The sequence below is a fragment of the Formosa sp. A9 genome (assembly GCF_051200825.1).
GTDB lineage: Bacteria > Bacteroidota > Bacteroidia > Flavobacteriales > Flavobacteriaceae > Formosa.
Genome location: NZ_CP195158.1, coordinates 2,852,600 through 2,867,113, shown reverse-complemented (window position 1 = coordinate 2,867,113; position 14,514 = coordinate 2,852,600). Strand labels below are relative to the sequence as shown.

General features: G+C 36.6%; 6 protein-coding genes. All 6 read left to right on the top strand.

The window, feature by feature from the left end:
- Position 1 precedes the first annotated feature (1 nt).
- Positions 2–832 (top strand): rhamnogalacturonan acetylesterase, encoded by an 831-nt coding sequence (locus ACR9EA_RS12545; protein ID WP_435133588.1) that lies wholly within the window; start codon positions 2–4, stop codon positions 830–832.
- Between the two features lie 2 nt (positions 833–834).
- Positions 835–3,450 carry a glycoside hydrolase family 3 C-terminal domain-containing protein gene (locus tag ACR9EA_RS12540; protein WP_435133585.1) on the top strand — a complete coding sequence of 872 codons (2,616 nt, stop codon included), beginning with the start codon at positions 835–837 and terminating at the stop codon, positions 3,448–3,450.
- A 4-nt stretch (positions 3,451–3,454) separates the two neighbouring features.
- Positions 3,455–4,417: a pectinesterase family protein gene (locus tag ACR9EA_RS12535; RefSeq protein ID WP_435133583.1), complete on the top strand. Its 963-nt coding sequence runs from the start codon at positions 3,455–3,457 to the stop codon at positions 4,415–4,417.
- Positions 4,418–4,450: 33 nt separating this feature from the next.
- Positions 4,451–6,337 carry a pectinesterase family protein gene (locus tag ACR9EA_RS12530; RefSeq protein ID WP_435133580.1) on the top strand — a complete coding sequence of 629 codons (1,887 nt, stop codon included), beginning with the start codon at positions 4,451–4,453 and terminating at the stop codon, positions 6,335–6,337.
- Between the two features lie 131 nt (positions 6,338–6,468).
- Positions 6,469–10,791, top strand: a complete 4,323-nt coding sequence (locus ACR9EA_RS12525) for a two-component regulator propeller domain-containing protein (RefSeq protein ID WP_435133578.1) — start codon at positions 6,469–6,471, stop codon at positions 10,789–10,791.
- 366 nt (positions 10,792–11,157) lie between these two features.
- Positions 11,158–14,514 carry a SusC/RagA family TonB-linked outer membrane protein gene (locus ACR9EA_RS12520; protein WP_435133575.1) on the top strand — a complete coding sequence of 1,119 codons (3,357 nt, stop codon included), beginning with the start codon at positions 11,158–11,160 and terminating at the stop codon, positions 14,512–14,514.

Sequence of the window (14,514 nt, the reverse complement as noted above, 5' to 3'; positions counted from 1 at the left end):
AATGATAAAAAAAATAATTGCTGCTTGTGTTTTCGTAGCCAGTCTAAACACATTTGTTTCTTGTAATGTTGATGAAAAAAAAGAAGATAAAAAGGAAGCGCCTACAGTAACTAAAATTTATTTAATAGGAGACTCTACAATGGCAGATTATTCGGGCGATTACGACCCTGGAAAAGATTATATGAAAACCCGATATCCTGTTATGGGCTGGGGTCAGGTTTTTCAGCCCTTTTTCGTGTCGGATAGTTTAAAACAGCTTAAAAATATAGTTCCTACAGATAGTGTTTTTGTTTCCGATCGGGCTAGAGGCGGACGCAGTACTAGAACATTTTTTCAAGAAGGCCGTTGGCGTTCGGTTTACGATAGCCTTAATAAAAAAGATATTGTAATTATGCAATTTGGGCATAATGATGCTGCCGAAAATAAGCATGAACGTTATGTAAATGTTGAGGGATATAAAGAGTTTTTAAGGTTGTTTGTGTCTCAAACTAGAGAAAAAGGAGCAATCCCAATTATTTTAACGCCAGTTGCTAGAAACTACCCTTGGGAAGAGGGCGTTTTAAATGATGTACATGGTGCTTATGATGGTGCTCCAAAAGAAGTTGCTAAAGAGTTAAATGTATATTTAATAGATTTAAACTTAAAGTCTAGAGAATATTTTACATCCAAAGGGAAAGACTACGTTACTCAAAATTATTTTATGAATTTGCCTGCAGGTAAATACGAGGCCTATCCAGATGGTCAAAGTGATAATACACATTTTCAGCCAGCAGGTGCTCAGGCCGTAGCACAACTTGTTTTTGATGGGATGAAAACGCTTCAAAAAGAGTAAGTATGCGCAGACCAACAACAATCCTGTTATTTTTACTGATGTCTGTTCAAGTTTGGGCACAGTTTCAATATCCGTTTCAAAATCCGAATTTAAACCGCGAAGACAGGCTTAACGATTTAATTTCTAGAATGACAGTGCAGGAAAAAATCAGTCAGTTAATGTCCGATGCTCCAGCGATAGAACGTTTAGGAATTCCTAAATACGATTGGTGGAACGAAAGTTTGCACGGTGTGGCCAGAGCAGGATATGCAACGGTTTTTCCTCAATCTATCACTATAGCAGGGTCGTGGAATACAGATTTAATTTACAATGTGGCTTCGGTCATTTCGGATGAAGCCAGAGCAAAACATCATGAGTATTTAAGAAAAGGTCAGCACGATATTTATCAAGGTTTAACCATGTGGTCGCCAAATATCAATATTTTTAGAGATCCCAGATGGGGCAGAGGCCACGAAACTTATGGGGAAGATCCGTACCTAACAGGGCAATTGGGACTGCAATTTGTAAAAGGACTCCAAGGTAACGACACGACGTATTTAAAAGTGGTTGCTACGGCCAAACATTTTGCAGTGCATTCTGGCCCGGAGCCTTTACGGCACGAATTTGATGTGAATCCGAGCGAACGGGATTTGTGGGAAACCTACTTGCCAGCATTTAGAACATTAGTAAAAGACGGGCAAGTGCAGTCGGTTATGACAGCTTATAACAGATTTAGAGGGCAGGCTGCGAGTGCTAGCGATTATTTGTTCGATGTACTTCGAAACCAATGGAAATTCGATGGGTATGTGGTGTCCGATTGCGGTGCAATAAAAGATATATGGGCGCATCATAAACTGACAAGTAACGAAGCAACGGCATCGGCTTTGGCTTTAACCGAGGGCTGCGATTTAAATTGCGGGAGCACTTACGAATTTTTAAATCAAGCCTTACAAGAAAACATTATTACAGAAAAAGATATAGATATAGCTTTAAAACGTGTGTTTAGAGCGCGTTTTCAATTAGGCATGTTCGATCCAGTAGACCTTGTGCCTTATGCACAAATCCCTTTTTCGGTAAACAACAACAATGCGCATGCGGCTTTGGCCAGAAAAGCAGCACAGGAGAGTATTATTCTGCTTAAAAACGAAAAGGAGATGTTGCCACTTTCCAAGTCTATTAAATCGGTGGCAGTTATAGGGCCAAACGCGAATAATATACAATCTTTATTGGGTAATTATAGTGGAGAACCTAGCCATCCTGTTACAGTTTTTCAAGGATTAAAAAATAAGTTAGATCCAGAAGTTCAGGTTACTTATCAAGAAGGAAGTGCTTTGGCTAAAGGCCTGCCAACCATGCAGGTTGTGCCTTCGGTTTATTTTGAAACAGAAGCGGGCAAACAAGGGTTAACGGCAGCATATTATAACAATACCAATTGGGAAGGCGAGCCTCTATTGATTAGGACCGATGACAATATTAATTTTAATTGGGATGTTAATACGCCAGATCCACGATTAAAAATGGGCGAGTACAGTGTCGCTTGGTCAGGATTTATAAAAGTTCCAAAAACGGGTGTTTATGCGTTTAGCGATTGGGCAAAACCGTTTATGGAGTATGCAATTGCTTCGGAAATTGAAGGCGGTGGCAAAAATAAACATCACCCGAGATTACGAGCAAAAGAATTGTATTTGGAGCAAGCTAAACGTTATAAAATAGAGGTGAAATACAGCAATCTTTATGGTAATGCTATCGCTAATTTTTGTTGGAGTACCCCCGAAGAAAATCAGTTGGAGAAAGCTGTTCAGTTAGCAAAAACTTCCGATGTAACCGTATTGGTTTTAGGGCTTAACGAACGTTTGGAAGGCGAAGAAATGAGCGTGAACGTTGAAGGTTTTTCTAGAGGCGACCGAACAAGTTTAGACCTGCCAAAAGCTCAGCAAGATTTAATGAAAGCCATAGTTGCTACAGGAAAGCCCGTGGTGCTTGTTTTATTAAATGGTAGCGCTTTGTCTATTAATTGGGCAAACGAAAATATTCCGGCCATTATCTCTGCTGGTTATCCAGGTCAAGAAGGAGGTAATGCCATTGCAGATGTCTTGTTTGGCGATTATAATCCTGCGGGTAGATTACCAGTAACTTATTATAGATCGGTAGACCAGTTACCTGATTTTGACGACTACAATATGGCAAACAGAACCTATAGGTATTTTAAAGACGAGCCGTTATACGCATTCGGACATGGTTTAAGTTATACGCGTTTTAAGTATCATAATTTGGTAATGCCAGAAAAAGTGAGCATGAATATGCCAATTTCGGTATCTGTAGACGTTACTAATAGTGGTGATTATGATGGAGATGAGGTGGTTCAGTTGTATTTAAAAGATGAACGAGCAACTACACCTAGGCCTATTGTTCAGTTAGAAGGCTTTCGGAGAATTCACCTTAAAAAAGGAGAAACAAAAACGGTTGCCTTTACCATTCAGCCAGAACAATTAGCAATAATTAATCGTAAAGGAAACCTGGTTATAGAGCCAGGAACGTTTACTGTTTATGTTGGAGGGCAGAAGCCTAACATGAAAGACAATAAAAATCTTTTTAATACTGTTCAGGTAACAGGAAAAGTATTTCAAATAGAAAAATAAAAGAATGAAATTAATTAAGAACGTAGTTAAACACTATCTAGTTGTTTTGGGAATGTTGTGTTTTTTCATAGTAGGAAACGCACAGAATCCAGACCATCACTTTACAGTAGCAAAAGATGGTTCGGCGCATTTTGCCTCAGTTCAACAAGCAATTATGGCGGTTCCTGATTTTCGAAAATCAGAAACAGTTATTTTTATTAAAAATGGGGTGTATAAAGAAAAGTTGATATTACCAACTTCAAAAACCAATGTCACTTTTATAGGCGAAAATGTTAATGATGTTGTTATTACTTACGACGACTATGCCAGTAAAAAAAATAGTTTTGGAGAAGAAAAAGGAACAACAGGATCTACTTCGTTTTATGTGTTTGCCGACAACTTTAAAGCGAAGAATATCACATTCGAAAATTCGTCAGGCCCCGTAGGGCAAGCCGTAGCTGTTCGTGTAGATGGTGATCTGGTATCGTTCGAGAATTGTAAATTCTTAGGTTTTCAAGATACATTATATGTGCATGGTAAAGATTCTAGGCAGCATTATAAAGATTGTTATATAGAAGGCACAACCGATTTTATTTTTGGATGGTCTGTTGCGGTATTCGAGAATTGCGAAATTTATTCTAAAAAAGGCGGGAGTTATATTACTGCGGCTTCAACCAATCAAGGTGCAAGTTCTGGTTTAACGTTTATTAATTGCAAATTAACGGGCGATGCTCCCGAAAATAGTGTGTATTTAGGACGGCCGTGGCGCAATTATGCACAAACAGTATTTATAAATTGCGAGATGGGAAAGCATATAAAAGCTGAAGGCTGGCATAATTGGGGGAAAAAAGAAGCCGAAAAAACTGTTTTTTATGCCGAGTACAATTCTAAAGGCCCTGGAGCTTCTAAGCAACGTGTTAATTGGTCGCATCAACTCACCGAAGAAGAAGTTATACCGTATCAAGTAAATAAAATTCTAGCAGATTAGTACTTAGAATCTCTAATAAAAAGTCCTTATAGTATGCAAAACCTTTTTTTAAATAACTATATAAAGCTGGTTGTTACACTGGCCATTATGCTAAGTGTAAGTGTTGGTTTTGCTCAAAATACTAAAGTCGACATCAGGCCTTACACCATACAAACAACTTACAATAAGTTAAAAAAGTATTACAATTTTATAAGTCCAATCACACAGCAAAAACAAGAGGGGGTATTAACTAAATACGATATTGTTTATAAGTCGACTAACACATCCGATTTAAAATTAGATGTGTTTTATCCTTCATGTGAAACTGAAAACAAGTATCCTGGTTTACTTTTAGTGCATGGCGGAGGTTGGGTTTCTGGAGTTCGTGATAATCTTAGGCCTCTAGCAGAGCGATTAGCAGCACAGGGCTATGTGGCGGTTACTGCATCGTATAGATTAGCACCAGAAGCTATTTATCCCGCTGCCATTCTGGATTTAAAAGATGCTTTAAGGTGGATGCGAAGCAATGCAAACGACTTTTGTTTAGACCCAGAACGGATTGCTACTTTAGGAGCTTCTGCTGGTGCACAATTGGCTATGCAATTAGGAGTAACATCCGATTCGGAAGTTTATAAAGAAAGTGATGCAACTGTTTCATCGTCAGTTCAGGCCATCGTAAATATCGATGGTGTGGCGTCCTTTGTGCATCCAGAGGCAGAACAAGGGGCTTTGCTCGATTATTGGTTGGGGGCAACGTATGCAGAACAGCCAGAATTATGGGCAGAAGCTTCGCCTTTAGAACACGTTACAGCCACAACACCACCAACTTTATTTGTTAACAGCGCACAGCCTAGGTTTCATGCCGGAAGAGATAGTTATATTGAAAAGTTAGATGCCTATAGAATTTATAACGAAGTTTATACTTTACCAGATACACCGCATGCCTTTTGGTTGGTGCATCCTTGGTTTGATACTACCGCTAAGTATATTGTTGATTTTTTAGATAAAACCTTAAAGAAGCCTTTCGAAAAACCTTACAGGATCATTACTGTAGCTAAAGATGGTAGTGCCGAATTTAAGTCCATTCAAGAAGCTATTTTTAGTGTTAGGGCATTCGGGCCATCAGAAGTTGAGATTCATATTAAAAACGGTGTGTATCGCGAGAAGATAATTGTACCTTCTTATATACACCAATTAACATTAATTGGCGAAAGTCAGGCAGAAACCATAATTACTTACGACGATTATGCCGGCAAGCGCGATGCGATTTCAGGGGCTAAATTGGGAACGTTCAATTCCTATACGATGTTAGTATTAGGAGGAAATATTCGTATAGAAAATTTAACGATACAAAACTCGTCATGTAATGAAGGGCAGGCCGTTGCGTTACATGTTGAAGGCGATCGGTTTGTAGCTAAACAATGCCGTATTTTAGGTTGTCAAGATACGCTTTACACTGCTACAGACGGAGGTAGGCAGTATTATTACGATTGTTTTATAGAGGGAACAACCGATTTTATTTTTGGTCAAGCCACTGTTGTGTTCGATCATTGTGTTATAAATAGTATCTCAGATTCCTATATAACAGCGGCAGCCACACCGAGACATCAAGATTTTGGGTTTGTATTTTTTAATTGTAAACTCACGGCTAAATCTGGGGTAGAGAAAGTGTATTTAGGCCGGCCTTGGCGGCCGTATGCCAAAACCATTTTTATAAATTCAGAAATGTGGGCACATATTTTGCCTCAAGGGTGGCATGCTTGGCCTGGCGACCAAATGTTTCCGCATAAAGAACAAACAGTATGTTATGGCGAGTATAATAGTTTTGGTTTAGGAGCTGCCCCTAAAGCAAGAGTATCTTGGTCCAAGCAGTTGAGCGACTACGAATTAAAGCATTACACATTTAAAGCGATTTTTAGAGATTGGTTGCCTGAATTTTAATTTTTTGTTAATTAAAACTTAAAATAAAAAGTGTGTTTAATACACTAATTTGTTAAATTGGCAAAATATTACATATTATTTTGTTTAAGATGCAGGTAAGTAGAGTTTTTATTGTGATTTTAACAGTGGGTTTGTTTTTTATAACACCTTGCCAATCTCAGGTAAAGTGTGTTATAGAAAAATACTCGACAGCAAATGGTCTTTCTCATGATGGCGTTATGGATATCCATAAAGGAAACGATGGTTATATGTGGTTTGGTACTTGGGACGGCATCAATAGGTTTGATGGTGTTAATTTTGTAACCTACAAAGCAAGGGCAGGCGATAAAAGTAAGCTTGGTAACAATAGAATAGAACATATAGAAGAAGATTATTTAGGGTATTTATGGAGTAAAGCATACGACAATCAGATTTACAGATTCGATAAAAAGAAAGAGACGTTTTTGTCTATTTCTGAGATTATTAAAACTCAAAAACAAAAATTTGTAAATATTATTCCTACAAAGGATCATGTGTGGTTAACAACATTGAATCATGGTATTTATCAAGTAGTTTACCAAGATTCACTTCAATTTAAATTAAACCACTATAGTGCGAGTTCTAAAACGGGCGCAGAGTTGCCATCCAATACAATTAGTTTTATTCACGAACAAAAAAACAATAACGTATGGATTGGTACCACTAAAGGTCTTTTGTTTTTAGAGCTCCAAACAAATGGAACTTTTAAAAGTTCAAATATATTGCCGGGAACCTCGATAACAGCTGTTGCCGAGGGCGATACACAAGTGTGGTTTACAACCGATAAAGGGGTGCTGCTTGCTTACGATAAAACGTTAAAAAGTTTTAAGGAATACGCTATATCAAATCAGAAATTACAAGGAGTTTGCGTCTCTAAAAAGGAGCCGGTTGTGTTTGTATCTACCGCAAACGGTAAGGTTAAAACTGTAAATTGCAACACGGGTAAGGTTATAAGCGAAGCACAAATGCCTGGTAAGTCTTTTTTTAGTATTTACGAAGATAAAAACGGATTACTATGGTTAGAGCCAGAGTTTAGAGGAGTTGTAAAATTAGATGTAAAAACAGGCGTTTTTAAATATTTTGTTCAGAAAAACGATGCGTCTTTTCAAATTTTTAAAAATAATTTCGATGTGTTCGAAGATAAGTTTGGAAGAGTTTGGACTTGCATGAAAGGAGGAGGGTTTGGCTATTATAATCAAGAAACAGACGAAATTGGAAGGTTGTACGATAAAACTGCCGAAGATTCCAGTTTGGCATACAACATTATTACCAGTAAATATTTAGATGCCTCGGGGGTGCTATGGTTAAATACTAACGACCGTGGGATTAATAAAGTTATTTTTCAGGAAGAAGATTTTAAGCATCAATTACTATTTGATGTTACAGATAATAAAACCGATAATGAGATTAGAGGACTCTTAAGCGATTCCAAGCAAAGGCTATGGATGGCATCAAAGTCAGACAAGTTGGTAATTACCAAAAACGGGAAGCCAGTAAGCAATCCCATAGTTAATTGGCCAAAAAATGGGATAGACCTAATTTATGTATTGTTTGAAGATAGCAAAGGCAATATTTGGTTTGGAACAAAAGGCAATGGTCTGTTTAGGGCCAAACCCTTAAATGAAGAGCGTTCGCAATACACACTTCAATCGTATAAACACAATGCAAATGACAGTAATAGTATAAGTGGCGACAAAATATATTCGATACTTGAAGATAAATACGGGAGAATTTGGGTTGGCAATTATGGTAAGGGTATAAATTTAATAACCGAAGACAATGGTGAAGTGCAATTTAAAAATGTAGAAAATTGCTTTCAAAATTACCCAATTAATTCTTGTAATCTGGTAAGGCATTTATTTGAAGATTCTAAGGGGAAAATTTGGATTTCTACAACAAACGGACTTTTAGTGGCGCAACCAACAAAAGATAATTTAAGCGCTTTGCAATTCGAAACTTACCGTAAAGTTTCTGGCGATAGTACCAGTATAGGGAGTAACGACATTTTGTTTGTACAAAAAGATTCTAATCACACATTATGGGTGTCGTCGGCAGGCGGAGGGTTGAGTAAAGTTATAGAACGTAATAATACCATACGCTTTAAAACATTTACCTCGCAAAACGGATTGCCTAGCGATTTTATATTAAGTATGGTAGAAGACAATCATAAAAATCTTTGGTTGGCTACAGAAAACGGTATTTCTAAGTTTAATCTTAATAATTACTCGTTTAGAAATTTTGATGCTTACGATGGCTTGTATAAAACGGGGTTTTCAGAAAGTTCTAGCTTAAAATTGCCCGACAACAATTTATTGTTTGGTTGCATAAAAGGATATTTAATATTCAATCCAGAAGCTGTAAACGATATTAAAATACCTGCTGCTATGAGCTTTTCTAAGTTAGAAATTAATAACGAAGAAGTGTTTTTAAATACCGAGCAGTCTCCGCTAACAAACAATATTAATTACAGTGGTTCTATACATTTAAATTACAATCAAAATACAATAGGCCTTAATTATCAGGTTCTTGATTACCGCTCTAATAAAAAACAAACCTATGCTTATCGTTTAAAGGGAATCGATAAAGAATGGCATAATGTAAATAATCAAACAAAAGCAACTTATACAAATTTAGCACCAGGCGATTACGAGTTGGAGGTAAAATGTGTAAATCCCGAATTATATACCAATACACCAAGTAAATCGTTAGCCATATCAATTGCGCCTCCGTTCTGGAAAACGACCTGGGCTTATGGGATTTATATTGTTTTGGTATTACTGCTTCTGGAACTTATCAGGCGTATTGTGTTTTCCATGATTCGTTTAAGAAACAAGGTGGCTTTAGAGCAAAAGCTAACCGAATTAAAGCTTAATTTTTTTACTAATATTTCTCACGAATTAAGAACGCCACTAACATTAATAGTAAATCCAATAGAAGAAATTGCAAAAGATGAAAAGCTTTCGCCACGAGGTGAGCAATATATAGAAGTAGTCCGTAAAAACACAAAGCGCATGGTTCGTTTTGTAAACCAGTTACTCGATTTTAGGAAAATACAAAGTGGTAAAGCCAAATTAAATGTCGTGCAGATAGAACTCATTTCATTTGTAAACGAAATAGCATCCTTGTTTTCGGAGGCAGCTTACGAAAAGCAAATCGATTTAAAAATAATAACCAATACCGATAAATTATTTGTAAATGTAGATGCCAAAAAAATAGATATCGTAGTGTATAATTTGCTGTCTAATGCTTTTAAATTTTCGCCGAAAAATACAACTATAACTTTAGAAGTAATAAAAAATGAAGGCGATGCATTTACAATAAGAGTAATAGATCAAGGTATTGGGGTAGATCAAGATAAATTGAAAGATATTTTTAAATTATATTTTGAAGGCGAAGAAAACAGGGCCGGACATATAGAAGGGACAGGTATTGGTTTGGCTTTAAGTAAAGAGTACATTAAGTTGCATAAAGGGAAAATTTTTGCAGAAAACAATAAAACCAAAGGCTTAACAGTAACTCTTAAACTTAACTCTTTAAAAGTACAGGAACCGCAAGAAGCTGCAAAACTAATAACAACATTTCCTTTAGCCAACCGCAATACAAAACCAAGTGTTGAAGGTTTAGAGTTAAAAGAACAAAGCAATGTTAAGATAGAGGCGCCAGCTAGCGCACCACAAGTTTTAATTGTAGAAGATAATAATGAATTACGTAGATTTTTAGTGAATCAACTTCGTAAATCTTATAGAATTCTAGAAGCTGCTAATGGAGCTCAAGGTTTCGAAAAGGCCAAAGAGCATGTGCCAGATTTAATTTTAAGCGATATTATGATGCCCGTAATGGACGGAATCGAATTTTTAGATAAAGTAAAAAATACCGATGCTACAAGTCATATTCCAATAGTACTGCTTACAGCAAAAACAACAGTAGAAACTAAAATTGAAGCCTTAGAATATGGTGCCGATTTTTACATAACCAAACCCTTCGATACTTCGTTTTTAAAAGCTTCAATTAAAAACTTAATAGAAAATCGAAAAAAACTATTCGATAATTTAGTCGAAAATCCAAAAACTCTAGAGTTAGCGCCTAGCGAAATTGTAATAACAACAAAAGATGAAGCATTTTTAAAAAATGTTATTGCGGAGGTCGAGCAACAAATGGAAAACCCCAAATTTAATATTGATGCCTTAGCAAACGCAATCAATATGCCACGGGCAACATTTAACCGAAAGTTTAAAAGTCTTACCAATATGACGGCTGTAGAGTTTGTTCGTGATATGCGTTTAAAACGGGCAAAACAATTATTAGATGCTGGCGAGAGTAATGTTTCCGAAGTCGCTTTCGATGTCGGCTTTAATAGTGCAGGTTATTTTAGCACCTGTTTTAGAGAAAAATACAATATGTCCCCAAAAGAATACTTAAAAAACCATCTTGCTTAAGATGGTTTTTTTTATAAAGTACAGATTGTAGAGTATATAAACCTGTGTTTTATGTGAATAGTTTGAGGCTTCAAACTCAAAATCAAAACCAAAACAATAAAATAAGGGAAGTCCTAGTGTTTAAAGGCAAAAGACTAGATGTAATTTTATTAATTTGACTAAAATTTATGTAAAAAATAGCGATTTGATTAAAATTTAAAAGCATTTGATGAGAATTTAAAAGTGTTAAAGCGGTTGTTAAAATAAATTTGAAAGCCATTTGTAAGTGATTGTAGGGGTTGTACCATATAAATATCGGGCAAACCAGACTTCACTTTAAAATGGAAAACAAATTCTAACTAATTAATTTATTTTAAACGACCATTTATGTTAAATCATCATTTTTCAAACTATTTATTTTTCTTATTGAAAGTGAGGAAAGGAAAAAAGTTCGCGCTACACAAAGCCCGCTTTTGTTTCATTTTTCTAGGCCTATTATGTACCGCGGGGCAGTTACAGGCCCAAACCATTACCGGTACAGTAACTACTAAAGATTTTGGAGACCCTTTAGCTGGAGCAACCATTATGGTAAAAGGAAGTTCTACAGGAACAGTAACCGATTTCGATGGGAACTATTCCATCACAGCAACTACAGACAATCCTGTTTTATTGTTTTCGTATCTCGGGTACGTAATGCAGGAAATAGCTGTAAATGGGCAAAGCGTAATTAATGTGGTTATGGAAGCCGACGAAAACCAGCTAGATGAAATTGTAATTGTAGACTACGGATATGGTAAAGTGAAAAAGGAAGACATGACCGGGGCAGTATCTAGCATGTCTGGGAAAGAAATTGAAAAAATACCAGTGGCTACCGCTTCAGAAGCAATTACAGGTAAACTACCAGGGGTTAATGTGTTTTCTGCCGATGGCGAACCAGGAGCCGATGTGCAAATACGTATTAGAGGTGGCGGATCGATAACACAAGACAATTCACCACTATATGTAGTAGACGGATTTATAGTTAATACCATTAACGATATTCCTGCTAGCGATATAGAAAGTATAGACGTGTTAAAAGATGCTGCAGCAACAGCGGTTTATGGGGCGCGAGCTTCTAATGGGGTAATAGTAATAACTACTAAAAGCCCTAAAATAGGTAAAGTGTCTGTGTCTTATAATAATTATTTTCAATGGAATACATTGCCAGGCGATAGACGTTATGAGGTGTTGTCGCCATACGAGTTTGTATTAGCCAATTACGAGTATCAAGCCTTAAGAGGAGAATCTGCTTTACGTGGGCACGAGCGTTATTTTGGAAATTATGAAGATATCGATATCTATAAAAGTAAAGAAGCTACAGATTGGCAAGAAGAACTGTTTGGCGGATCGCGTTTATCTCAATACCACAACTTAAGTGTGAGTGGTGGTACCGAAATGACCAATATGCGATTAAGTGTGTCTCATAACGACGACGAAGGTTTATTAGTGGGTTCGGCTTACGAAAGAACAGCTATTAACTTTAAATTAAATCAGCAATTAATACAAGATAAATTATCTTTAGATGTTGGTACAAGAATTACCAATACGGTAATAGATGGTGCAGGAACTTCTACCAACGCCCAATTAAAAATTAAGGACGCGGTGCAAACCAGACCTGTTAATGGTATTGCAGACGATTTAGATATCGATTTAAATCAACCTAATTCAGATAACGATTATCAACAATTTCTTTTAAGCCTTGTAGATCCTAGAGAATTAGTAGAACAGGATTGGCGTAAAAGAACCTACAATTCATATATATTAAATGCAGGTTTAACCTGGCAAATAACAAAGGGTTTAACTTTTAAAACTACCTATACTACCGAAAAGGAATTTAGAGAAGAGCTTCGTTTTTACGGGCCTTTAACTGGAGAGTCTTTTAATAATGGAGGAAGCATGCCTTTAGGACAAAAAGATAACAGAGAAGAATTTTCTTGGCGTTGGTTAAATACCATAAACTATAAAAAATCTTGGGGAGACGATTATGCTTTAGATTTTTTACTAGGGCAGGAAATGTCTTCTAGTGGTGGCAAACGCGATTTTACCAGAGCCGAAGATTTTAGACAATCTATAACTCCAGAAGAATTGTTCGCTAATATGGCGTTTGGTAGAATAGATAGAAAAGAAACTGCAGACTTTACAGATTCTAACAGGCAGTCGCTTTTTGGACGTATGGATTTTCAGTTATTTAACAGATATATTTTTACGTTAAGTTTTAGAGCAGACGAATCGAGTAGGTTTTCAAAAGAAAATCGTTTAGGCGTGTTTCCTGCATTGGCTTTTGCTTGGAAAATTCACGAAGAAGGCTTCATGCAAAACGCCGATTTTATTAACGAGTTAAAGCTAAGATTAACTTATGGTGAAACGGGGAACGACAGAATTCCTGCTACAGCTACACAATTCTTATTTGGAGCAACTACAAACAGAGGACCTGGTTTTGGAAATATAGATAACGTATACTACTCGCCAGACAGTAATTCGCTGTACAATCCAGACTTAAAGTGGGAAACTACAGCAACCAGTAACTTGGGGTTAGATTTTGTAATGTTTAACAGACGTATAAACGGAAGCTTAGATGTGTATTCCAACAAAACTACCGATTTGTTATTGCAATCGGCCATTCCAGACAATACAGGGTTTTCTACACAGTGGAACAACATTGGGGCAACATCTAATAAAGGTATCGAATTTGGTGTTACTGGATTTATTGTAGATAATACAGATTTTAGCTTGTCGGCTAATTTTAATATCGGTAAAAACGATTTTAGAATTGATGCTTTGGATGGCACCACAGAACGTTTTGAACGTTCAGGATGGGCAAGTACAGATTTAAATAATATAAACGATTATTATTTAAGAGTAGGTGGTAAAGTAGGCGATATTTATGGATATGTAACAGATGAGATGTATACTGTAGACGATTTTTCGCATTACGATGAAGCTACCGGAAGTTATGTGTTAAACGACGGGGTGCCTAATTCTGGTGGTGTAGTAGGGAATACCAATTTACGTCCTGGTTTTATGAAATTAAAAGATTTGCCTACGGTTGATACCGATGGCGATGGCGTAGCCGATGCAGGCGATGGTGTTATAGATGCTAACGACAGAAAAGTAATAGGTAATGCTTTACCAGATTTTCAAGGTGGTTTTGGTTTAAATGCACGCTTCAAAAATTTCGATTTTTCAGTGTTTTTTAATTACCAATATGGTAACGATGTGTACAATACTGGGAAAATTCAGTTTAATCAATTCCGACGTGTATCTAATGGTAACCTGCTAAGCGGTATGAGTACCGATCATAGGTTTACATATATAGATGTAGATGGACAATATACAGGAGTTCCTGGTGGTATTGTAACAGATTTAGATCAATTAGCACAATTAAACGAAGGTAAGACCATGTGGTCGCATGCCAGTCATGGTATTGCTGGAGCAGTTGTACATTCTTGGGCAATAGAAGATGGGTCGTTTTTAAGATTAAACAACCTAACTGTAGGCTATAGTTTACCAACAAAATTAATATCGAGAATTGGCTTGTCGCAATTCAGAATATATGCTACAGGACGAAACTTACATATATGGACAGATTATTCTGGCTACGATCCAGAAGTTAGTTCTAGAGGTAATGGATTAACACCAGGTGTAGACGATTCTTCTTTCCCAAGAAGCAGATCGTATACAGTAGGTTTAAACGTAACATTTTAA

Bases quoted from the DNA above. Each gene is read 5' to 3' on its own strand.
- ACR9EA_RS12535 (WP_435133583.1), top strand. From the start codon at position 3,455: ATGAAATTAATTAAGAACGTAGTTAAACACTATCTAGTTGTTTTGGGA.
- ACR9EA_RS12530 (WP_435133580.1), top strand. From the start codon at position 4,451: ATGCAAAACCTTTTTTTAAATAACTATATAAAGCTGGTTGTTACACTG.
- ACR9EA_RS12540 (WP_435133585.1), top strand. From the start codon at position 835: ATGCGCAGACCAACAACAATCCTGTTATTTTTACTGATGTCTGTTCAA.
- ACR9EA_RS12545 (WP_435133588.1), top strand. From the start codon at position 2: ATGATAAAAAAAATAATTGCTGCTTGTGTTTTCGTAGCCAGTCTAAAC.
- ACR9EA_RS12520 (WP_435133575.1), top strand. From the start codon at position 11,158: ATGTTAAATCATCATTTTTCAAACTATTTATTTTTCTTATTGAAAGTG.